The following is a 20,379-nucleotide window of genomic DNA, read 5'->3' as shown; positions in this document are numbered from 1 at the left end:
GGATCTGTGTACCATCGTGCGTATGGCGCGAAGCGCGGTACCGGACATGACAACCCCGTGCCGCGCGTCGCGGAAGCGGTGTCGCAACGAAGGTGAGTGTTCCATGCGAAGTTTCTTTGTCCGGTTCATTGCAATCGGCGTGCTGTTCCATCTGTACGTCGGGATGCGGATCATTCCCGATGCATTCGCGTCGCCGGTCGCGCGCGCGATCGCGGCGCTCGTGCTGGCGAGTTTCGTCGTGCTGATTCCGGTCGGCATGTTCTCGCGCCGCTTCGACGAAGGCTGGGCGGCGACGCTGGTCGGCTGGGCCGGCGCGCTCGTGATGGGTTTTTTTTCGTCGCTGCTGGTGCTGACGTTGCTGCGCGAGTTCGTGCTGCTCGGCGTGGTCGCGTGGCGGTATCTCGGGCACGACGGCGCGTGGCGCGGCGCCGCGACCGACACGGCGCTCGGCGTGCTGGCGGCCGCGGTGCTCGTTACCGCGATCGGGTTCGTCGGCGCGCGCCGCACGGCGGCGGTCAAGCGCGTGTCGATTCCGGTGGCGGGGCTGCCGGCGGCGCTCGACGGGTTGACGGTCGTCCAGCTGTCCGACATTCACGTCGGGCCGACGATCAAGCGGCCGTACATCGAACGGATCGTGCGTGCGGTCAATGCGCTCGACGCCGACCTGGTGGTCGTGACCGGCGACGTGGTGGACGGTTCGGTCAAGCGCCTGCGCGACCACACGGCGCCGCTCGGCCAGATGCGGTCGCGGCACGGCAGCTTCCTCGTGACCGGCAACCATGAGTATTACGCGGGCGCGCATGAGTGGATCGACGAATTCCGCCGCATCGGGCTGACGGTGCTGCTGAACGAGCACGTGCTGATCGAGCATGACGGCGCGCGCGCGGTGCTCGCGGGCGTGACCGATTTCACGGCCGGCGGGTTCGATCCCGCGCATCGCAGCGACCCCGAGCAGGCGCTGGCGGGTGCACCGCGCGACGTCGGCACGAAGATCCTGCTCGCGCATCAGCCGCGCAGCGCGGAAGCGGCGAATCGCGCGGGTTACACCGTGCAGTTGTCGGGCCATACGCACGGCGGCCAGTTCCTGCCGTGGCCGCCGTTCGTACGGATGCAGCAGCCGGTGATCGGCGGGCTGAACCGCTTCGGCGACATGTGGCTTTATACGAGCCGCGGCACCGGATACTGGGGGCCGCCGAACCGCTTCGGCGTGCCGTCCGAGATCGCGCTGATCCGCTTGACGCGTGGTTGAGGCCGGCGCAAGCCCGTTAACGGCGTGAACGGGCTTGCGCCCGCAACCGTTATTCGATGCGGGCGATGTCGTCGAAATCGAAGCGCGGGCTGCGCGGGAACAGGCCGGCCGGATCGCCGTAGCCGAGATTCACGAGGAAGTTGCTCTTGATCGCGGTGCCCGCGAAGAATTCGGCATCGACCTTCGCGCCGTCGAAGCCCGACATCGGGCCCGCGTCGAGGCCGAGCGCGCGTGCGGCCAGGATCAGGTAAGCGCCTTGCAGCGACGCGTTGCGGAACGTGGTGGCCTCGATCAGCGCATCGTTGCCGGCAAACCAGCTGCGTGCGTCGGCGTGCGGGAACAGGCGCGGCAGGTGCTCGTGGAACGCGTAGTCCATCCCGACGATCACGGTGACGGGCGCGGCCATCGTCTTCGCGAGGTTGCCTTCGGACAGCGCGGGTTTCAGGCGCGCCTTCGCTTCGGGCGACTTGACGAACACGAAGCGCGCGGGGCTCGAGTTCGCCGACGTCGGGCCGAATTTCGTCAGGTCGATCAGGCGGTGCAGCAGCGCGTCGTCGACGGGTTTGTCCTGCCACGCGTTGTGCGTGCGGGCGGAGCGAAACAGTTGATCGAGGGCGGAATCGGAGAGCGTCGTCATGATGGGATCCGGGAAGAATGCGGCCGGGTCGCGCCGGCCGGCATGGCGGAGAAAAGCGGCGCCCCTCGGCGGGGCGTGCCGCGACACGCCGCGATGATAGCGTGATGCGCGAATGCGCATCGCGGCACGCGGCCGCTTCCTTTCATCGGCGAATGACAGCGCATGGCGGGGCGGGGCGCCGTTGGCTAGTATGCAGACAGGCCTCGTTCGTTCCGTTTCTCGCCCGTTCCTTCCGACATGTCGACCCCCGATTTCTTCGCTGACACGCCCGTGCCCGAGGTGGACTGGTATCCCGACTGGCTCGCGCAACCCGATGCCGATCGCGCGCTGGCCGCGCTGATCGGCGAGGTCGCCTGGCGGCAGGACACGATCCGCACGCCGCGCGGCCGCATTCCGTTGCCGAGGCTGACCGCGTGGCAGGGCGAACCGGATGCCGTCTACGTGTACTCGGGGATCCGCAACGTGCCCGCGCCGTGGACGCCGGCCGTGTTCGACCTGAAGCAGGCGGTCGAGGCGACGTGCGGTACGCGCTTCAACAGCGTGCTGCTCAATCGCTATCGGAACGGGCTGGACGGCCTCGGCTGGCATGCGGACAACGAGCCGGCGCTCGGGGATGAACCGGTGATCGCATCGGTGAGCCTCGGGGCGATGCGCGTGTTCGATCTGCGCCACCGCGCGACCGGCATCACGCATGCGTATCGCCTCGTGCACGGCAGCCTGCTCGTGATGCGCGGGCGCACGCAGGCGGAATGGCAGCACCGCGTGCCGAAGGCGCCGGGTGTGCAGGGCGAGCGCGTCAACCTGACTTTTCGGCGCGTGATGTCCGCCGGATAGGTCGCGCCCCGTTTATGCGATCCACGAATGGCCGACGCAAGCAATCGTTCGCGTGTGCGGCACGTTGCCGCACGAATGCGATGCCGCATCGCCCGGCGCGGTGCGGAAGCCCGTGCCGTATGGGTTTCAGTCAGTTTCGATCGACCGGCCGGTTCCGATAGATGAGTGAAACCTCTGATGGTGCGTCGCAACAATTATTGACTAGACTGTCGAATGGCAGAAGCGCGTCGGCACACCGGCGCGACCCTTTCGACATGCCTCGAGTGTGGCCTATGCGGCGCGCAAGGGGCAGGAGCAAAACGCGTGACCGTACTCGACCCTTCCTTCGAACCCTCGCTGCACGTCTTCGAGCAAGACGGCGGATGGCAATGGGCGCTGACGGTGAAGCGGGCGACCGGCGTCGGTGTGAAAGTCGTTGCGTTCAGCCAGGAAGGCTTTCGCGGCGAGGCCGAGGCGTACGCCGCCGGCCAGCTTGCCCGCGCCGAATATGACGCAGCCGTGACGGCCTGACGCCGTCGCGGCGGTCCGCCCGAGGATCGCCTCTCGCCGTCCCCCTTTCGCCGCCCGCTGCCGGGCGGTGCTTGCCCGATTCCTTTCCGTTTTCGGCTTTTTGTCCGCCGCGCGGCGCGCATCGCGCGACACCGCATGCGGGACGTCGTCACGCGCGTCGAGTTCGTGTCGCTCGGCGATCCCGGTGCCGATGCGACGCTGCGGCAACTGCTCATGACCGGCCCGCTGGCGGAGCCGCGGCCCGACATGCCGCAGCCGTTGCGGGTGCGCCCGCAGCTCGCGCCGAATCCCGACGCGTTGGCGGCGGCGCGCACGCCGTGACACCGGGAGCAGGGTCGGCGCCGGCGGATATCGTAATAAGATATGAGGTTATCGCGCCGGCGGGACGACGGCGTCCGTTTTCCCTCACAAGGAGCTATCCATGCAACTGACCCAGCTAGGCGGGCATGTCGCCCAATCCGGCCTCGGCGAAAGGCAAAAACACGCGCAGGCGCTGATGTTCGGGATGGCCAACATCAACGAGTACGTGTCCGGCGGCGTCTGCTACGACGCCGCAGCCTATGTCCGGTATCTGCTGCGTGCCGACGCGCTGATCGCGCCCGGTGCGCTGCTCGACACGATCGGCCAGCTGTGGAAGTCGCGGTTCAACTTCGAGACCGGTGATCAATGGGACGGACGCGCGAGCATTCCGGCGGGCACCGCGGTCGGCTTCTCCAGAAACGGTAACGTGTTTCATGCGGCGATCGCCGTCGGCGGCAGCCGGATCCGCGCGATCAACGGCGGCCTGCTGGGCAGCGGCTGGATGTATGCGGTCGATCTCGCGCGGGTGCTGGAGCCGGATCCGGCCGGCGGCTTCACCTACGACCGCGCGAACATTCGCGTCTACCTGTCGCGCCTGTAGGCGATCCGGCGCGCCACGCCGGACACGGGCGGCCGCACCTCGGCGGTGCGGCTGGCTGCCCGCCGTTCGGCGATTCCCGCATGGCGTCGCGCCGTCCAACGCTGCTATCCTCTCGACCTTGAATGACACCGCATCGCGGTGTGGATGCGCATGTTGCGTCACGGCGTGCGTGCCGGTGCGATCCGGCGCGCGCGCTGAGGTAGCATGACTGAATATCCACGATGATCCATGACCTGTTTCGTGACTGATTTCCTTTCGTCCATGTCCACATGGTCAAGACAACGATGAGCGGCGCACCCGATCCGGCGACGCCCGGCGACGACGAATCGTCCGGCGGCGCGTCGTCCTACCTGGTGCCGGGGCTCGAACGCGGGCTGCGGATCCTAGCCGAATTCTCCGCGCGCGAGCCCGTGCTCGGCGCGCCGGAACTGTCGAAGCGCATCGGCATTCCGCGCACGACCACGTTCCGCCTGCTGCAGACGCTCGAGGCGCTCGGCTTCCTCGAGCGCGTGAACGGCGACCGTTATTTCCGGCTTGGCGTCGGCGTGCTGCGGCTCGGTTTCGAATACCTGAATTCGCTTGAATTGACCGATCTCGGCACGCCCGTGCTCGAACGGCTGCGCGATGCGACCGGCCTGTCGACGCATCTGCTGATCCGCGACCAGCGCGACGTCGTGTTCGTCGCGAAGGCGCAGAGCAATACGTCGATGTTCGGTTCGGTGAAGGTGCACGTCGGCACGCGCTTGCCCGCGCATGCGACCGTGCACGGCCACGTGCTGATGGGCGACCTCACGCGCGACGCGTTGCGTCAGCTCTATCCGGAGAAAAAACTCGAGCAGTTCACCGAGCGCACGCCGGGCAGCGTCGACGAGCTGTACGAACGCGTGCGCCACTACGCGCGGCTCGGCTACGCGGTCAGCGAGGCGGCGTTCGAGAGCGGCATTTCGGCGGTGACCGCGCCCGTGCGCGATCAGTCGGGCTCGATCGTCGCGGCGATCACCGCGACGGTGCCGCGTTCGGAGATCGGCGAGGCCGGCGAGAAGGAACGGCTCGTCGAAGCCGTGTGCGGCGCGGCGGTCGACCTGTCGCAGCGGCTGAACTATCGTCCGCTCGAAAGCGATCCGACGTTCGCGCACGCGCGCCACAAGGTCGCGATGTTCTGACATCGACGCTTCGGGCAGGCCGCCGCACGCGGCCGCGCACAGAAGAAAGAGCGGCCCGCGGGCCGCTCTTTTCGTTTCAGGCGCCGGACGCCCGGCACCGCTCAGAACGAGTGATGGATCCCGGTCAGGACGATCACCTGGTTCGCGGTGCTCGACACGCCGGCCGTGAAGAACGCGGCCTTCGCGCCGCCCGACCCGTGTTCGTAGAGCACGTTCGCATAGAGCTGCGTGCGCTTCGACAGCGCGTAGATGTCGCCGAGCTCGACCTGCGTCCAGCGGCGGCCGGCCAGCGTCGTGGTCGCCGCACCGCCCGCGATCGTGTTGAACGCGCTGCTGCGGTAGTTCACGCCCGCGTCGTAGCTCTGGAACGTATCCGAATAGCCGTTCGACTGCATCTTCGTGCGCGTGTAGAGGCCATGCACGAGGAAGTCGCCGAACTGGTAGGACGCGCCCGTGCCGATGTTCTCGACCTTGTTCGCGAGATAGCCGTTCGCGGTGTTCTGCCCCTGGAACGACGTAATGCCGGTCTGGCTGATCAGGATCGAGCGGTCGTGCTCGTTCGAGTACACGGCCGACGCCTTGAACGGCCCGTTCGCATAGTTCAGCGCGACGCCGACCGACTTGCCGGTCGAGAAGTTCGTCGTGTTGCCGAGCGCCAGCGTGGCCGCGGCCGAGAAGCCCGCGAAGGTCGGCGAGCGGTACTTGACCGCGTTGTTGTACGGCACGTTGCCGGTCGCGGCGAGCCCGTCGATGTTGCCGGGGTGGAACGCGTACCAGCTCAACGCGAGGTAGGCCGTGCTGAGCGGATCGAGATAGTCGAACGACAGCGGCGTCTGGCGGCCGAGCGTCAGCGTGCCGTAGCGGTCGGAGCTCAGGCCGACGAATGCCGCGCGGTTCCAGATCGTGTTCGCGGTCGCGAACTGGCCGTTGTTCGTATAGAAGCCGTTTTCGAGCTGAAAGATCGCCGACAGGCCGCCGCCGAGATCTTCCTTGCCCTTCAGGCCCCACCGGTCGGGCTGGGTGTTGCCCTGGATCATCGCCCACTTTGCATGGCCGCCGACGTTGTTCACGTATGCGACGCCCGCATCCAGGCTGCCGTACAGCGTCACGCTGCTCTGCGCCCACGCGCCCGACGCGGCGCCCAATCCGACCACTGCTGCTGCTACCGCATGCTTGACCATTTGATCTCCTGAATCTCCAACCTGATGAAAACGTGCCATGGCGGCATGTGCGGGGACGGCCGGCCGTCGCACTGGGGTTCGCCATTTGGTGGGCATTTTTGTGTTCCATATAAGGAACGATGTGCCTCTGATGGAATGGAGTATAGAGTCGTCAAGCACCGTATCAAAAATAAATTTTTCGGGCCGGAAGGGTTTTCCGACGATGCCCGGCATCGGTGCGTGATGCCCCGAAAATGACGATAAATGCCCGTTACACAACAAAAAATTACATTTGACAAGGTGATCGAAGGCGATCGCCGATCGCACGGTCAGTGTTTTCCCTAGGACATGCAGCTTTTTATTTTACTCACGGAAGGTCGCTCCTATAATCACCATCCATAAACTGATGTTCCTGATATGGAACAAATCGGAACAAACCGAGAGTCGATCAGAAGGAAGGGTGTGAGATGTCAGAGCAATGGATTTGCGCCGGTCACGCCGGCGCGCTGTCGGAAGACACGCCGATCGAGTTCAAGCGGACCGACGGCGTCGAAATCGGGATCTATCGCGTCGGCGACGACGTGTATGCGCTCGAAAACGTGTGCCCGCATGCGTACGCGCTGCTGACGCAGGGGTTCGTCGACGAAGGCACGGTCGAATGCCCGCTGCACGAGGCCGTGTTCGACATCAAGACGGGCGAATGCCTGAAGGGTCCGGGCGGGCGCGCGCTGAAGCAGTACGCGGTGCGCCTCGCCGGCGAGGAAATCCAGATCAAGGTGGAATGACATGAAAGAAGCGACCGTCAACTTCAATCCCTTCCTGAAGCCGTGGGTGGCGCCGCAGCCGAACAACGTCGCGGGCAAGGGGCAGATCGAGATCCCCGGCCAGGTCGAGAACCAGGTCTGGCAGAACCGCAAGGCCGCGCCGACGCAGTACGAGAACGATCTCGGCGATGCGCTCGAGCGCGTGTTCGAAGCCGGCGCGACCGAGCTGGACGACGTCGTCGCGGGCCTGAACCGCATCGGCTTCCGCGCACCGGACGGCACTGCGTGGACAGCCGAACGTTTCCGCGCCGAAATGGCCGCGCTGGCGGAATGAGCGCGCCGCGCGCGTGAACGCCGACCCGACGACAACCGCATCCGGAGCACACTGATGACGTCCCCCGTACAACACGCAGTCCAACACGACCCGGTCCGTGACTATCTCGACCGCGGCATCAAGAACTACTGGTATCCCGTTGCACCCAGCTGGCAGGTGTCGAATGCACCCGTCGGCCTCACGCGCCTGTCCGAGCAGATCGTGCTGTGGCGCGATCACGACGGCAAGGTCCACGCGCTCGAGGATCGCTGCCCGCACCGCGGCGCGCGCCTGTCGCTCGGCTGGAACCTCGGCGGCAGCATCGCGTGCTGGTATCACGGCATCGAAGTCGACGGCGGCGGCACCGTCAACCGCGTGCCGGCCGTATCGAACTGTCCGCTCGAAGGCACGAAGTGCGTGAAGTCGTACCCGGTGGAAGAGAAGGCCGGCGCGATCTTCCTGTGGTTCGGCGACGAAGCGCACGGCGAGCCGGCGCCGCTGAACCTGCCCGAGGAACTGGTCGCCGACGAGTACGCCCATTTCCTGTGCGTGTCGAACTGGAAGTGCAATTACCAGTACGCGATCGACAACGTGATGGACCCGATGCACGGCGCGTACCTGCACGCGACGTCGCACTCGATGGCCGAAGGCGACAAGCAGGCCGACATGCGCGTGCGCAAGACGGAAACGGGCCTGATGTTCGAGAAGACCGGCCAGCGCGACGTGAACTTCGACTGGGTCGAGCTCGGCGAAACGGGTTGCCTGTGGATGCGCCTCGCGATTCCGTACAAGCAGAAGTTCGGTCCGGGCGGCAACTTCGGGATCATCGGCTTCGCGACGCCGGTCGACGGCGACAACTGCCAGGTCTATTTCTGGCGGACGCGCAAGGTCGGCGGCTGGCAGCGCGACGTGTGGCGCTTCATGTACCGCAACCGTCTCGAGGGCCTGCACTGGGACGTGCTCGAGCAGGACCGCTACGTCCTCGAAAGCCTCGCGCCGCACGCGCGCGATCACGAATACCTGTACCAGCACGACGTCGGCATCACGCGCGTGCGCCGGATGCTGCGCCAGCGTGCGCAGGAACACCTGTCCGCACTCGATGCGCATCGCGCGGCACACGCCGCTTCGGAGCCCGCGAATGGCTGAGCTCGCTCCGGTCGTGCCGCTGCCGGGGCGCCGCGTGCTCGTCACGGGCGGCGCACGCGGTCTCGGTGCGGCGTTCGTGAGGGCGCTCGCCGCCGCGGGCGCGCAGGTCGCGTTCGGCGACGTGCTCGTCGAAGAGGGCCGCGCGCTGGCCGCGGAACTCGCGCAAGCGGGCCACGCCGCGCATTTCCTCGCGCTCGACCTGGCCGATCCGGCGAGCATCGACGCGTTCGTCGCGCAAGGTGCCGCGGCGCTCGGCGGCATCGATGCGCTGATCAACAATGCGGCGATCACGAACTCGGGCGGCAAGCTGTCAACGGAGCTCGACGTGTCGACGTGGGACGCCGTGATGAACGTGAACGTGCGCGGCGTGTGGCTCGTCAGCAATGCAGCGCTGCCGCACCTCGCGCAGTCGGGCCGCGGCGCGATCGTGAACCTCGCATCGGACACCGCGCTGTGGGGCGCGCCGAAGCTGCTCGCGTACGTCGCGAGCAAGGGCGCGGTGATCGCGATGACGCATGCGCAGGCACGCGAGTTCGGTGCGCACGGCGTGACGGTCAACGCGATTGCGCCTGGGCTCACCGAAGTCGAGGCGACCGCCTACGTGCCGGCCGAGCGTCACGCGTTCTACCTGCAGGGCCGCGCGCTGACGCGCGCGCAGGTGCCCGACGACGTGACGGGCCCCGTGCTGTTCCTGCTGTCGGACGGCGCGCGCTTCGTGACGGGTCAATTGCTGCCGGTGAACGGCGGCTTCGTAATGAATTGATGTTTTCACACTGAATGAAGGAGTGGACGATGGCGGACGCCGATCTCGAACGCAAGTCGTGGGACCAGCCGGAAGGCGCAAGCTTCAACGACTGGATGGAAGGGCGTGTCGCGCGTTACGCGACGCGGCGCTACGACTGGGACGCGCTGAAGTTCCAGGCCGACTACGACCCGAAGTACCGCCGCGCGCAGATGCGCTACGTCGGCACGGGCGGCACGGGCGTCGCGAAGGACGTCAACACGGTGCCGGCCGGCGGCTTCACGTTCTCGACGATGGTCATTCCGGCCGGCAACATCGGCCCGAGCCACATCCACACCGACGTCGAGGAAATCTTCTTCGTGCTGCGCGGCAAGATGAAGGTCATCTGCGAGCGCGACGGCGAGACATGGGAAGCGATCCTCGGCGAGCGCGACCTGATCTCGGTGCCGCCGGGCGTGTATCGCACGGAAATCAACGTTGGCGAGGAAGATGCGCTGATGTGCGTGATGCTCGGGTCACCGAAGCCGATCACGCCGACGTATCCGCCTGATTCGCCGCTCGCGAAGATCAAGCGTTGAGACGGAGCCGGTGAAGCAATGAGTGTCATCGACAAACGTGAACGCGACCGCACCGCGGCGTTCGCCGCGCTGCTCGGGCAGTTTCCCGAGCAGCGTTGCGCGGCCGGCGCGGCGGGCACGATCGGTTACCGCGAGGCCGGCGCGCAGCATGCGGGCCGCGCGCTGCCCGTCGTGCTGCTGCACGGGATCGGCTCGGGCGCCGCATCGTGGGTTCGCCAGCTCGACACGCTCGGCGCGTCGCGGCGCGTGCTCGCATGGGATGCGCCCGGTTACGGCGTGTCGACGCCCGTGCACGGCGCGTCGCCGGATGCCGCCGATTACGCGGCATCGCTGAACGCGTGGCTCGAGGCACTCGGCATCGAACGCTGCGTGCTGGTCGGTCATTCGCTCGGCGCGATCGTCGCGGGCGGTCTCGCCCGCGCGATGCCTGCGCGGATCGCCGGCCTGCTGCTGGTATCGCCCGCGGGCGGTTACGGCAGCGCGCCGGCCGATACGCGCGACGCGCGCCGCGACGCGCGGCTCGCGATGCTCGCGGCGCTCGGCCCGGCCGGGCTCGCCGAGCAGCGCAGCGGCAACATGCTGTCCGGTTTCGCGAACGAGGAAGCGAAGGCGTGGGTGCGCTGGAACATGGCGCGCATCGTGCCGGCCGGCTACGCGCAGGCCACGCATCTGCTCGCGAATGCCGATCTCGCGACCGATCTCGCCGGCTTTCGCGGCCGCACGGCCGTGGCCGTCGGCGCGCACGACGCGATCACGCCGCCCGCCGCGTGCGAGCGGATCGCCGCGGCCGCGCACGTCGCGCTGCAGGTGATTCCGCAAGCAGGCCACGCCGGCTACGTGGAAGCGCCGGCCGTTTATTCCGCCTTGATCGACGGTTTCTGCCGTCAATGCGACCCACAGCGGGGGCTGGCATGAGCGAACCGCTGCAACGACCGGCATCCGAACACGCGAAGGCCGACGCGAACTATGTGGTGCCGGGCCTCGAACGCGGGCTGCGGATTCTGGCCGAATTCTCGCCGCGCGAGCCGGTGCTCGGCGCGCCCGAACTGTCGAAGCGGCTCGGCATTCCGCGCACGACGGTGTTCCGTCTGCTGCAGACGCTCGAATCGCTCGGCTTTCTCGAGCGTGCGGACAAGGATCGCAACTACAAGCTCGGCATCGCCGTGTTGCGGCTCGGCTTCGAATACCTGAGCTCGCTGGAGCTGACCGATCTCGGCCTGCCGGTGATCGAAAGCCTGCGCGATGCGACCGGCTTCACGACGCACATCGTGATCCGCGACGGCCGCGACGTGGTGTTCGTCGCAAAGGCGCAGAGCCAGTCGCCGGTGTTCAGCTCGATCCGCGTGAACGTCGGCACGCGCCTGCCCGCGCATGCGACGACCCACGGCCATGTGCTGATGGGCGACCTGTCGCTGAAGGAGCTGGATGCGCTGTATCCGGAAGGCGCGCTGACCCGGATGACGAGCGCGACGCCGGAAACGGTCGACGCGCTGTACGACGTGATCCGCGAGGATGCGCTGCGCGGCTACGGCGTCAGCAATTCGTCGTTCGAGCGCGGCATCTCGGTGGTCACGGCGCCGGTGCGCAACGAGACGCAGAAGATCGTCGCGTGCATCACGGTGACGGTGCCGCGTCCGGAGATTGACGCGGCGCTGATCGCGGACGGGCTGATCGACAAGGTGCAGCGCGCGGCGGCGGAATTGTCGCGGCGGCTCAATTACCGCTCGGATGACGAGCACACGTTTCTGAAGGCTTTAGGACTCCGATGATTCAGATCGATCTGACCGGGCAGGTCGCGGTGGTGACGGGCGGTTCGTCCGGCATCGGCCTCGCGACGGCCGAACGGTTCCTGCAAGCGGGCGCGTCGGTTGCAATCTGCGGCCGCGACGGCGACCGCCTGGCGCGCGCCGAAGCGATGCTCGGCGGGAAATACCCGGGCGCGCAACTGCTCGCCGCGCGCTGCAACGTGCTCGACGAAGCCGACGTGGCCGCATTCGCGCAGGCGGTATCGGCGCGCTTCGGCCGTGCCGACATGCTGGTCAACAACGCCGGCCAGGGTCGCGTGTCGACCTTCGCCGATACGACCGACGACGCATGGCGCGAAGAACTCGAGCTGAAGTACTTCAGCATCATCCGCCCGACGCGCGCGTTCCTGCCGCTGCTGCGCGACGCGCAGGCGCCGACGATCACGTGCGTGAACTCGCTGCTCGCGCTGCAGCCGGAGCCGCACATGGTCGCGACGTCGTCGGCGCGCGCGGGCGTGCTGAGCCTCGTGAAGTCGCTCGCGACCGAACTGGCGCCGCAGCGCATCCGCGTGAACTCGATCCTGATCGGCATCGTCGAGTCGGGGCAGTGGCGCCGTCGCTACGACACGCAGGCGCAGCCCGGCGAAAGCTGGGACGACTGGACGGGCGCGCTCGCCCGCAAGAAGAACATTCCGCTGAACCGCTTCGGCAAGCCTGACGAGGCCGCCTGGGCACTCTTTTATCTCGCAACGCATCTGTCGTCGTACACGACGGGCAGCCATATCGACGTTTCTGGAGGCTTTGCACGCCATGTCTAAAAAAACCACGGTTGGCGAGCTGATTGCCGCCTTTCTCGAGCAGTGCGGCGTGAAAACCGCATTCGGTGTCATCTCGATCCACAACATGCCGATCCTCGACGCGATCAACTCGCGCGGCAACATCCGCTATGTCGGCGCGCGCGGCGAAGCGGGCGCATTGAACATGGCCGACGGGCTGGCCCGCGTGTCGGGCGGCCTCGGCGTCGCGTTCACGAGCACCGGCACCGCGGCCGGCAATGCGGCCGGCGCGATGGTCGAGGCGCTGACGGCCGGCACCGCGCTGCTGCACGTGACGGGACAGATCGAGACGCCTTACCTCGACCAGGATCTGGCGTACATCCACGAAGCGCCCGACCAGTTGTCGATGCTCGACTCGATCTCGAAGGCCGCGTTCCGCGTGCGCACCGTCGAAACCGTGCTGCCGACGATCCGCGAAGCCGTGCGCATCGCGCAAACGGCGCCGACGGGCCCCGTGTCGGTCGAGATTCCGATCGACATCCAGGCAGCCGAAATCGAATGGCCAGAAGACCTCGCACCGGCGCACGTCACGGTGCGCGAGCATGACACCGCGCGCGTCGCGAAGCTCGCCGACGCACTCGCGGCGAAGCGCCGCCCGCTGCTGTGGCTCGGCGGCGGTGCGCGCCACGCACGTGAGGAAGTCGAACGCCTCGTGAAGCTCGGCTTCGGCGTCGTGACGAGCGTGCAGGGCCGCGGCGTGCTGCCCGAGGATCATCCGGCGACGCTCGGCGCGTTCAACGTGCACGCGTCCGTCGAGGCGTTCTACAAGACCTGCGACGCGCTCGTCGTCGTCGGCTCGCGCCTGCGCGGCAACGAGACGCTGAAGTACAAGCTCGCGCTGCCGCAGCCGCTGTTCCGCGTCGACGCCGATGCGCTCGCCGACAACCGCGGCTACCGCAACGAACTGTTCGTGCACGGCGATTCGAAGCGCGTGCTGGCCGAACTGGCCGATCGCCTCGAAGGCCGCCTGTCGGTCGATCCGCAATTCGCGGCCGATCTCGCGGCGGCCCGCGAACAGGCGGTGGCCGACGTGTCGAAGGGCCTCGGGCCGTACAAGAAGCTCGTCGACACGCTGCAGGGCGCGGTCGGCCGCGACTACAACTGGGTGCGCGACGTGACGATCTCGAACAGCACGTGGGGCAACCGCCTGCTGAAGATCTTCGAGCCGCGCTCGGGCGTGCATGCGCTCGGCGGCGGCATCGGCCAGGGCATCCAGATGGGCATCGGCGCGGCGCTCGCGGGCGCCGCGGCGAAGACGGTCTGCCTCGTCGGCGACGGCGGCCTGATGGTCAACGTCGGCGAACTCGTGACGGCCGTGCAGGAAAACGCGAACGTGATGATCGTGCTGATGAACGACCAGTGCTACGGCGTGATCCGCAACATCCAGGACGCGCACTACGGCGGCCGCCGCTGCTTCGTGCAGTTGCACCAGCCCGATTTCGCGCAGTTCTGCGCGAGCTTCGGCCTCACGCACTACCGGATCACGTCGCTCGACGACGCCGAGGCGATCGTGCGCGAAGGGTTGGCGAAGGAAGGGCCGGTGATGGTCGAAGTCGACATGCTGTCGGTCGGCACGTTCGCGTCGCAGTTCGCGGGCCCGCCGGTGAAGAAGGAAGCGCCGACGGAGCGCCAGTATGCGTAACGCGCACGCACCCGTCGACGTCGCGATGATCGGCTTCGGCGCGATCGGCGCGGCCGTGTACCGCGCGGTCGAGCACGATGCGTCGCTGCGCGTCGCGCACGTGATCGTGCCGGAACACCAGCGCGCGGAGGTACAGCGCGTGCTCGGCGGTGCGGTGGAGGTCGTGTCGTCGGTCGACGCACTGGCCCGCCGCCCCGAGTTCGCGCTCGAATGCGCGGGCCACGGCGCACTCGTCGATCACGTCGTGCCGCTGCTGAAGGCCGGCACCGACTGCGCGGTCGCCTCGATCGGCGCGCTGTCCGATCTCGCGCTGCTCGACCTGCTGTCGCGGGCGGCCGACGAAGGCGGCACGACGGTGACGCTGCTGTCGGGCGCGATCGGCGGCATCGACGCGCTGGCGTCCGCGAAGCAGGGCGGCCTCGACGAAGTGCTGTACGTCGGCCGCAAGCCGCCGCTCGGCTGGCTCGGTACGCCGGCCGAGGCCTTGTGCGACCTGCATGCGATGACCGGGGAAAAGGTGATCTTCGAAGGCACCGCGCGCGACGCCGCGCGGCTGTATCCGAAGAACGCGAACGTCGCGGCAACCGTGGCGCTCGCGGGCCTCGGCCTCGACGCGACGCACGTGCGGCTGATCGCCGATCCGGCGGTCGAGCGCAACGTGCACCGCATCACCGCGCGCGGCGCGTTCGGCGAGATGTCGCTCGAAATGAGCGGCAAGCCGCTGCCCGACAACCCGAAGACGTCCGCGCTGACGGCGTACAGCGCGATCCGCGCGCTGCGCAACCGCGCGGCCCGCTGCGTGATCTGACCGGGCCTTGGACCGTCCGCCCGCGCCACGGCGAGGGCGGACGCGCAGACACAGAATTGTGGGACTTGTGACATGACTCCTTTCGATACCAGCCTCGTACCCGACGGCACCATCCTGGTGGGCGGCGAGTGGCGGCGCGGCCGTGGCGCGCCCTACGCGAGCATTTATCCGGCCGACCAGTCGCTGAACATGGAAGTGTCGACGGCGAACGCGGAAGACGCGGCCGAAGCCGTCGAGGCCGCCGACGCCGCCTGGCGTCGCGCCGATTGGGCCGGGCTGAAGCCGCACCAGCGCGCGCAGGTGCTGTACCGCATTGCCGACCTGATCATGCAGCGCCACGAGGCGCTCGCGAATCTGCAGCGCCGCGACAACGGCAAGCCGATCGGCGAGACGCGCGTGCTGGTGGCGAGTGCGGCGAACACGTTCCGCTATTTCGCGGCGTGCCTCGAGACGCTCGACGAGGAACTGACGCCGTCGCGCGGCGATTACCTGACGATGAGCGTGTACGAGCCGATCGGCGTGATCGCGGCCATCACGCCGTGGAATTCGCCGATCGCGTCCGATGCGCAGAAGCTCGCGCCGGCGCTCGCCGGCGGCAACGCGGTCGTGCTCAAGCCGGCCGAAGTCACGCCGCTCGTGTCGCTCGCGCTGGCGCGCATCTGCGAGGAAGCCGGCGTGCCGAAGGGCGTGCTGAGCGTGCTGCCGGGCAAGGGCTCGGTGATCGGCGACGTGCTCGTGCGCCATCCGCTGGTGAAGAAGGTGTCGTTCACGGGCGGCACCGAAGTGGGCCGCGGCATCGCGCGCCTCGCGGCCGAGAAGCTGATGCCGGTGTCGCTCGAACTCGGCGGCAAGTCGCCGACGATCGTCTGCGACGACGCCGATCTCGATCACGCGGTCAACGGCGTGCTGTACGGCATCTTCAGCTCGTCGGGCGAAGCGTGCATCGCCGGTTCGCGGCTGTTCGTGCAGCGCGCGGTGGCCGACGAATTCATGAAGCGCCTGGTGGCCGGCGCCCGCAAGCTGCGCGTGGGCGACCCGACGCGGCCCGACACGCAGATGGGGCCGCTGATCACCGCGAAGCATCGCGAATCGGTGGAGCGCTACGTCGCGCTCGGTCTCGAGGAAGGCGGCCGCCTGCTGTGCGGCGGCGAGCGGCCGTCGGGCGACGGGCGCGAGAACGGCTTCTTCTATCAGCCGACGATTCTCGAAGGCTTGCCGAACAGTGCACGCATCTGCCAGGAAGAAATCTTCGGGCCCGTGCTCGTCGCGATGCCGTTCGACGACGAAGCGTCGCTGATCGCGCAGGCGAACGACAGCGTGTTCGGCCTCGCGGCCGGCATCTGGACGCGCGACTACAAGCGCGCCTGGCGCATCGCGCGCGCGCTCGAAACGGGCACCGTATGGATCAACACGTACAAGCTGTTTTCGATTTCCACGCCGTTCTCGGGCTGGAAGGAGAGCGGAATGGGGCGCGAGAAAGGGCGTCTCGGCATCCGCGAGTACATGCAGCAGAAGAGCCTCTACTGGGGCTTGAACGACGCGCCGCTGCCGTGGGCGAACTGAGCGAAGGGGAATGACGCAATGAGCATTTTGGGAATCGAGCAGATCACGTACGGCGTCGACGATCTCGCGACCTGCCGGCGCTTTTTCGCCGACTGGGGGCTGAAGGAAATCGCGTACGACGACACGCGTGCGCGTTTCGAGACGCTGAACGGCTGCACCGTGCTGGCCGTCAAGGCCGACGATCCGGCGCTGCCGCCGGCATTCGAGGCGGGTCCGACGCTGCGGGAAGTCACGTGGGGCGTCGCGACGCAGGGCGAACTCGACGCGCTGCGCACGACACTCGCCGGCCAGCCCGGCTATTACGCGCAGGACGATGCGGTCGGCTGTATCGACCCGAACGGCATGGCGATCCGCATCGAAGTCACGCGCAAGCGCGCCCTCGACATCACGGGCTCGCCGTCGAACGTGTGGGGCCGGACGCTGCGCGTCGACCAGCCGAGCCCGATCTACGCACGCGCGGAGCCGGTCGAGGTCGGGCATGTCGTGTTCTTCACGGACTGCCTCGACGCGCAGGAAAAGTTCTATCACGAACTGCTCGGCTTCGAGACGTCGGACCGCTACCCGGGCCGCGGCGCGTTCATGCGCTGCGCGCCGCACGGTGGCCACCACGACCTGTTCCTGCTCGCGCTGCCGACGGGCAAGCGTGGCCTGAACCACGTCGCGTTCACCGTGCGCGACATCCATGAAGTGTTCGGCGGCGGCATGCACATCGACCGCTGCGGCTGGGAAACGCAACTCGGTCCGGGGCGGCACCCCGTGTCGTCCGCGTACTTCTGGTACTTCCAGAACCCCGCCGGCGGTCTGATCGAGTACTACGCGGACGAAGACATGTTGACGCCCGAATGGCAGCCGCGCGAATTCGAGCCGGGCCCGACCGTGTTCGCCGAATGGGCCGTCGACGGCGGCCTCGACGGCAACACGCGCCGGCAGAAGCACGCGCAGGCGCCGGAAGGCAAGTTCATGACGGAGCGCAAATCATGACCGAAGCGAATACGTCCGCGCAGCCCGCGCCGGGCACGGTCGTCGTGATCGGCGGCGGCCAGGCCGCCGGCTGGGTGCTGAAGACGCTGCGCGCGCAAGGCTACGCGGGCCGTCTCGTGATGATCGCCGACGAGCCGCACCTGCCGTACGAGCGTCCGCCGCTGTCCAAGGCCGTGCTGGCCGGCGACGCCGACATCGAGACCGTGCGCGTCGTGCGTCCCGACGAATTCGACGCGTTGAACGTCGAGGCGTGGCAGCCGGAACGCGCGGCCTCGATCGACCGTGCGCGACGCGTGGTGACGACCGCGAGCGGGCGCGAGATCGAATACGACCGGCTCGTGATCGCGACCGGCGGCACGTCGCGCCGCCTGCCCGATTCGATCGTCAGGACGCCGAATCTGCATTACCTGCGCACGCTCGACGAAGCGGCCGCGCTCGGCGAGAAGCTGCGTGCGAGCCGGCGCGTGCTCGTGATCGGCGGCGGCTGGATCGGCCTCGAAGTCGCGGCGACCGCGCGCAAGCTCGGCGTCGACGCCGTCGTGGTCGAAGGCGCGCCGCGGCTGTGCGGCCGCTCGGTGCCGCAGATCGTGTCGGATTTCCTGCTCGACCTGCATCGCTCGAACGGGGTCGACGTGCGCACGGGCGCGGCGCTCGCGTCGCTCGACCCGCAGCCGGACGACGCATCGAAGGTACGCGCAACGCTCGCCGACGGCACGACGATCGACGCCGATTTCGCGGTGGCCGGCATCGGCCTCGCGCTGAACGCGTCGCTCGCGAGCGATGCGGGGCTGGCGGTCGACGACGGCATCGTCGTCGACGAATTCGGCGCGACCAGCGACCCGGCGATTTTCGCGTGCGGCGACGTCGCGAACCATCACAACGGCTGGCTGAAGCGGCGCGTGCGGCTCGAATCGTGGGCCAATGCGCAGAACCAGGCGATCGCGGCGGCGAAGGCCGTGCTCGGCGTGCGCGCGCCGTACGCGGAGATTCCGTGGTTCTGGTCCGATCAGTACGACGTGAACCTGCAGATTCTCGGCGATCTGCCGGCCGATGCGCAGCTCGTCGTGCGCGGCGAGCTCGCCGCGCGCCGTGCGACGCTGTTTTTCGTGGGCGATGGGCAGGTGAGAGGTGTCATCGCCGTGAACAACGCACGTGAGCTGAAGCTCGCGCGCAAGTGGATGAACCAGGGCCGGGCCGTGGATACGGAAGCCCTGGCAGACACAACCCAAGCGCTTGCCTGACCAGCGAAAGACCAGGAGATCCCCCGCATGAGCACTTTCGACAACGTCGTGGCCGGTCGCGCCACGATGGAAGCTGCCGCCTCCACGCCCGGCGCGATCATCGCGCGGCTCGAGCGGCTTCCGGCCAACGCGATGCAGATCCGCGCGCGCGTGCTGATCGGTACCGCGACGTTCTTCGACGGCTTCGACGTGATCACGATCGCGGCGACGCTGCCGTTGCTGATTCACAAATGGGGGCTGTCGCCGACGCAGATCGGCATGCTGATCGCGTCCGGCGCGATCGGCCAGCTGATCGGCGCGTTCCTGTTTCCCGCGCTCGCGGAAAAACACGGTCGCGTGAAGGCGATCGCGTGGAGCTCGGCCGTGATCGGCATCACCAGCATCGCGTGCGGCTTCGCGCCGACCTTCGAGGTGTTCGTGCTGCTGCGGATCCTGCAGGGGCTCGGGCTGGGTGGCGAGCTGCCGGTAGCCGCGACGTACATCAACGAGATCACGCGCGCCCATGGCCGTGGCCGTTTCGTGCTGCTGTACGAGATCGTGTTCCCGATCGGGCTGCTCGTGTCGATGGCGCTCGGTGCGTGGCTCGTGCCGCGCTTCGGCTGGGAAATCATGTACTTCGTCGGCGGGTTGCCGCTGATCCTGGCGCTCGTGCTGACGCGCCTCGTGCCGGAATCGCCGCGCTGGCTCGCGTCGCGCGGACGGCTCGCGGAAGCCGGGCGCGCGACGAGCGCGTTCGAAGCGTCGGTGCGCGGCGATCTGCCGCCCGTCACGCAGACGGCCGCGTTCGACGAGATGGTGCGCCAGCATCCGAAGCGCAGGATGAGCGACCTGTTCCGCGCCGCGTATCGCAAGCGCACGCTCGCGGTGGCGACGTTGTGGGCGACCTGCGGGTTCATCCAGTACGGGCTGTCGACGTGGCTGCCGACGATCTACAAGAACTTCTATCACGCACCGCTGCAGCTCGCGCTGAATCTCGCGGTGATCGGCTCGGTGATGGGCGTGCTCGGCTCGCTGGCCTCCGCGCTGCTGGTCGACAAGCTCGGCCGCAAGCCGGTGATCGTGTGGTCGTTCGTGCTGTGCGCGCTGTCGCTGGCGCTCGCGGGTGTCTATCACGCGTCGTCGGTGTACGTCGTCGCGATCTTCTGCTCGCTGTCGCTCGGGTTGATGGCGTCGGGGTTCATCACCGCGTACGTCTACACGCCGGAGCAGTATCCGACGAGCATCCGCGCGTCGGGCTGCGGGCTCGGCAGCGCATGGCTGAAGATCGCGTCGTTCGTCGCGCCGATGGTCGTGCCGCACGCGATCATCGGCGGGAACCTCGCGCCCGCGTTCTACCTGATCGGCATCGTGCCGCTGATCGCGGCGGTGACCGTGCATTTCGTCGGGATCGAGACGAAGGGGAAGGTGCTGGAGGCGCTGGAGGCGTGAGCGCATGCCGCGATGGCGGATGAAGTGAACGGAAGGGCCCGGGTGAGGTTTCCCGGGCCTTCTTGTTTCGGGGCGACCCGGTCGTGTCGCGTGGTTGGCCGCTCGGGTGCGCAATTGTTGACGGACGGCTGGCGTGTT

At 67.9% G+C, this 20,379-nt stretch carries 22 protein-coding genes; 20 read left to right on the top strand and 2 right to left on the bottom strand.

Annotated elements, in window-relative coordinates; translation table 11 throughout:
* Window positions 1-103 precede the first annotated feature (103 nt).
* Window positions 104-1,249, top strand: a complete 1,146-nt coding sequence (locus AC0KUR_RS05115) for a metallophosphoesterase (protein ID WP_473375484.1) — start codon at window positions 104-106, stop codon at window positions 1,247-1,249.
* Between the two features lie 49 nt (window positions 1,250-1,298).
* Here the strand turns inward: AC0KUR_RS05115 and AC0KUR_RS05110 are convergent, their stop codons facing one another.
* A complete protein-coding gene (locus AC0KUR_RS05110; protein WP_069706392.1) occupies window positions 1,299-1,886 on the bottom strand; it encodes a malonic semialdehyde reductase in 588 nt (195 codons plus the stop codon).
* Window positions 1,887-2,123: 237 nt separating this feature from the next.
* Here AC0KUR_RS05110 and AC0KUR_RS05105 point away from each other — a divergent pair, with 237 nt between their 5' ends.
* The 5 genes from AC0KUR_RS05105 to AC0KUR_RS05085 all read left to right on the top strand — a co-directional run bounded on the left by AC0KUR_RS05105 (window position 2,124) and on the right by AC0KUR_RS05085 (window position 5,294).
* The gene (locus AC0KUR_RS05105) at window positions 2,124-2,720 is read left to right on the top strand and encodes an alpha-ketoglutarate-dependent dioxygenase AlkB family protein (RefSeq protein ID WP_473375483.1); all 597 of its coding nucleotides are present in this window, start codon (window positions 2,124-2,126) and stop codon (window positions 2,718-2,720) included.
* Window positions 2,721-3,023: 303 nt separating this feature from the next.
* Window positions 3,024-3,230 carry a hypothetical protein gene (locus AC0KUR_RS05100; protein WP_034189904.1) on the top strand — a complete coding sequence of 69 codons (207 nt, stop codon included), beginning with the start codon at window positions 3,024-3,026 and terminating at the stop codon, window positions 3,228-3,230.
* A gap of 135 nt (window positions 3,231-3,365) precedes the next feature.
* Window positions 3,366-3,551, top strand: coding sequence for a hypothetical protein (locus AC0KUR_RS05095; protein WP_473375482.1), 186 nt, complete (start codon window positions 3,366-3,368; stop codon window positions 3,549-3,551).
* A gap of 100 nt (window positions 3,552-3,651) precedes the next feature.
* Entirely contained in the window at window positions 3,652-4,131 is a 480-nt protein-coding gene (tecA, locus tag AC0KUR_RS05090) for a type 6 secretion system effector deamidase TecA (RefSeq protein WP_049035372.1), read from the top strand.
* A 269-nt stretch (window positions 4,132-4,400) separates the two neighbouring features.
* Entirely contained in the window at window positions 4,401-5,294 is an 894-nt protein-coding gene (locus tag AC0KUR_RS05085) for an IclR family transcriptional regulator (protein WP_034189901.1), read from the top strand.
* 101 nt (window positions 5,295-5,395) lie between these two features.
* Here the strand turns inward: AC0KUR_RS05085 and AC0KUR_RS05080 are convergent, their stop codons facing one another.
* Window positions 5,396-6,475, bottom strand: coding sequence for a porin (locus AC0KUR_RS05080; RefSeq protein ID WP_473375481.1), 1,080 nt, complete (start codon window positions 6,473-6,475; stop codon window positions 5,396-5,398).
* Window positions 6,476-6,921: 446 nt separating this feature from the next.
* Here AC0KUR_RS05080 and AC0KUR_RS05075 point away from each other — a divergent pair, with 446 nt between their 5' ends.
* The 14 genes from AC0KUR_RS05075 to AC0KUR_RS05010 all read left to right on the top strand — a co-directional run bounded on the left by AC0KUR_RS05075 (window position 6,922) and on the right by AC0KUR_RS05010 (window position 20,241).
* A complete protein-coding gene (locus AC0KUR_RS05075) occupies window positions 6,922-7,239 on the top strand; it encodes a non-heme iron oxygenase ferredoxin subunit (protein WP_006489883.1) in 318 nt (105 codons plus the stop codon).
* Between the two features lies 1 nt (window position 7,240).
* Window positions 7,241-7,552, top strand: coding sequence for a recombinase-like helix-turn-helix domain-containing protein (locus AC0KUR_RS05070; protein ID WP_034189899.1), 312 nt, complete (start codon window positions 7,241-7,243; stop codon window positions 7,550-7,552).
* A 54-nt stretch (window positions 7,553-7,606) separates the two neighbouring features.
* Entirely contained in the window at window positions 7,607-8,677 is a 1,071-nt protein-coding gene (locus tag AC0KUR_RS05065; protein WP_034189898.1) for an aromatic ring-hydroxylating dioxygenase subunit alpha, read from the top strand.
* Window positions 8,670-9,440, top strand: a complete 771-nt coding sequence (locus AC0KUR_RS05060) for an SDR family oxidoreductase (RefSeq protein ID WP_034189897.1) — start codon at window positions 8,670-8,672, stop codon at window positions 9,438-9,440. The genes AC0KUR_RS05065 and AC0KUR_RS05060 overlap by 8 nt, the downstream gene beginning before the upstream one ends.
* A 29-nt stretch (window positions 9,441-9,469) precedes the next feature.
* A complete protein-coding gene (locus tag AC0KUR_RS05055) occupies window positions 9,470-9,997 on the top strand; it encodes a cupin domain-containing protein (protein WP_034189947.1) in 528 nt (175 codons plus the stop codon).
* A gap of 18 nt (window positions 9,998-10,015) precedes the next feature.
* Window positions 10,016-10,912, top strand: coding sequence for an alpha/beta fold hydrolase (locus AC0KUR_RS05050; RefSeq protein ID WP_059557590.1), 897 nt, complete (start codon window positions 10,016-10,018; stop codon window positions 10,910-10,912).
* On the top strand, window positions 10,909-11,766 hold the full coding sequence (locus AC0KUR_RS05045) for an IclR family transcriptional regulator (protein ID WP_473375480.1): 858 nt from the start codon (window positions 10,909-10,911) through the stop codon (window positions 11,764-11,766). The genes AC0KUR_RS05050 and AC0KUR_RS05045 overlap by 4 nt, the downstream gene beginning before the upstream one ends.
* A complete protein-coding gene (locus AC0KUR_RS05040) occupies window positions 11,763-12,560 on the top strand; it encodes an SDR family oxidoreductase (protein ID WP_049030514.1) in 798 nt (265 codons plus the stop codon). The genes AC0KUR_RS05045 and AC0KUR_RS05040 overlap by 4 nt, the downstream gene beginning before the upstream one ends.
* A complete protein-coding gene (locus AC0KUR_RS05035) occupies window positions 12,553-14,220 on the top strand; it encodes a thiamine pyrophosphate-binding protein (protein WP_049030515.1) in 1,668 nt (555 codons plus the stop codon). The genes AC0KUR_RS05040 and AC0KUR_RS05035 overlap by 8 nt, the downstream gene beginning before the upstream one ends.
* Window positions 14,213-15,028 carry an aspartate dehydrogenase gene (locus AC0KUR_RS05030; RefSeq protein WP_034189892.1) on the top strand — a complete coding sequence of 272 codons (816 nt, stop codon included), beginning with the start codon at window positions 14,213-14,215 and terminating at the stop codon, window positions 15,026-15,028. Before AC0KUR_RS05035 ends, AC0KUR_RS05030 begins: the two co-directional genes overlap by 8 nt.
* 72 nt (window positions 15,029-15,100) lie before the next feature.
* The gene (locus tag AC0KUR_RS05025) at window positions 15,101-16,591 is read left to right on the top strand and encodes an aldehyde dehydrogenase (protein WP_034189891.1); all 1,491 of its coding nucleotides are present in this window, start codon (window positions 15,101-15,103) and stop codon (window positions 16,589-16,591) included.
* Window positions 16,592-16,609: 18 nt separating this feature from the next.
* A complete protein-coding gene (locus tag AC0KUR_RS05020) occupies window positions 16,610-17,572 on the top strand; it encodes a VOC family protein (protein WP_473375479.1) in 963 nt (320 codons plus the stop codon).
* Window positions 17,569-18,813 (top strand): NAD(P)/FAD-dependent oxidoreductase, encoded by a 1,245-nt coding sequence (locus AC0KUR_RS05015; RefSeq protein ID WP_034189889.1) that lies wholly within the window; start codon window positions 17,569-17,571, stop codon window positions 18,811-18,813. Before AC0KUR_RS05020 ends, AC0KUR_RS05015 begins: the two co-directional genes overlap by 4 nt.
* Window positions 18,814-18,840: 27 nt before the next feature.
* Window positions 18,841-20,241 (top strand): MFS transporter, encoded by a 1,401-nt coding sequence (locus AC0KUR_RS05010; RefSeq protein WP_034189888.1) that lies wholly within the window; start codon window positions 18,841-18,843, stop codon window positions 20,239-20,241.
* Window positions 20,242-20,379: the final 138 nt, after the last annotated feature.

It is taken from the genome of Burkholderia sp. YHN3-13 (assembly GCF_055810675.1).
Note: the sequence above shows the minus strand (reverse complement) of the source record. Positions and strands in the feature narration are given on the sequence as shown.

Coding starts and splice junctions, on each gene's coding strand:
- AC0KUR_RS05115 (WP_473375484.1), top strand. CDS start 104: ATGCGAAGTTTCTTTGTCCGGTTCATTGCAATCGGCGTGCTGTTCCAT.
- AC0KUR_RS05110 (WP_069706392.1), bottom strand. CDS start 1,886: ATGACGACGCTCTCCGATTCCGCCCTCGATCAACTGTTTCGCTCCGCC.
- AC0KUR_RS05105 (WP_473375483.1), top strand. CDS start 2,124: ATGTCGACCCCCGATTTCTTCGCTGACACGCCCGTGCCCGAGGTGGAC.
- AC0KUR_RS05095 (WP_473375482.1), top strand. CDS start 3,366: ATGCGGGACGTCGTCACGCGCGTCGAGTTCGTGTCGCTCGGCGATCCC.
- tecA (WP_049035372.1), top strand. CDS start 3,652: ATGCAACTGACCCAGCTAGGCGGGCATGTCGCCCAATCCGGCCTCGGC.
- AC0KUR_RS05085 (WP_034189901.1), top strand. CDS start 4,401: ATGGTCAAGACAACGATGAGCGGCGCACCCGATCCGGCGACGCCCGGC.
- AC0KUR_RS05080 (WP_473375481.1), bottom strand. CDS start 6,475: ATGGTCAAGCATGCGGTAGCAGCAGCAGTGGTCGGATTGGGCGCCGCG.
- AC0KUR_RS05075 (WP_006489883.1), top strand. CDS start 6,922: ATGTCAGAGCAATGGATTTGCGCCGGTCACGCCGGCGCGCTGTCGGAA.
- AC0KUR_RS05070 (WP_034189899.1), top strand. CDS start 7,241: ATGAAAGAAGCGACCGTCAACTTCAATCCCTTCCTGAAGCCGTGGGTG.
- AC0KUR_RS05065 (WP_034189898.1), top strand. CDS start 7,607: ATGACGTCCCCCGTACAACACGCAGTCCAACACGACCCGGTCCGTGAC.
- AC0KUR_RS05060 (WP_034189897.1), top strand. CDS start 8,670: ATGGCTGAGCTCGCTCCGGTCGTGCCGCTGCCGGGGCGCCGCGTGCTC.
- AC0KUR_RS05055 (WP_034189947.1), top strand. CDS start 9,470: ATGGCGGACGCCGATCTCGAACGCAAGTCGTGGGACCAGCCGGAAGGC.
- AC0KUR_RS05050 (WP_059557590.1), top strand. CDS start 10,016: ATGAGTGTCATCGACAAACGTGAACGCGACCGCACCGCGGCGTTCGCC.
- AC0KUR_RS05045 (WP_473375480.1), top strand. CDS start 10,909: ATGAGCGAACCGCTGCAACGACCGGCATCCGAACACGCGAAGGCCGAC.
- AC0KUR_RS05040 (WP_049030514.1), top strand. CDS start 11,763: ATGATTCAGATCGATCTGACCGGGCAGGTCGCGGTGGTGACGGGCGGT.
- AC0KUR_RS05035 (WP_049030515.1), top strand. CDS start 12,553: ATGTCTAAAAAAACCACGGTTGGCGAGCTGATTGCCGCCTTTCTCGAG.
- AC0KUR_RS05030 (WP_034189892.1), top strand. CDS start 14,213: ATGCGTAACGCGCACGCACCCGTCGACGTCGCGATGATCGGCTTCGGC.
- AC0KUR_RS05025 (WP_034189891.1), top strand. CDS start 15,101: ATGACTCCTTTCGATACCAGCCTCGTACCCGACGGCACCATCCTGGTG.
- AC0KUR_RS05020 (WP_473375479.1), top strand. CDS start 16,610: ATGAGCATTTTGGGAATCGAGCAGATCACGTACGGCGTCGACGATCTC.
- AC0KUR_RS05015 (WP_034189889.1), top strand. CDS start 17,569: ATGACCGAAGCGAATACGTCCGCGCAGCCCGCGCCGGGCACGGTCGTC.
- AC0KUR_RS05010 (WP_034189888.1), top strand. CDS start 18,841: ATGAGCACTTTCGACAACGTCGTGGCCGGTCGCGCCACGATGGAAGCT.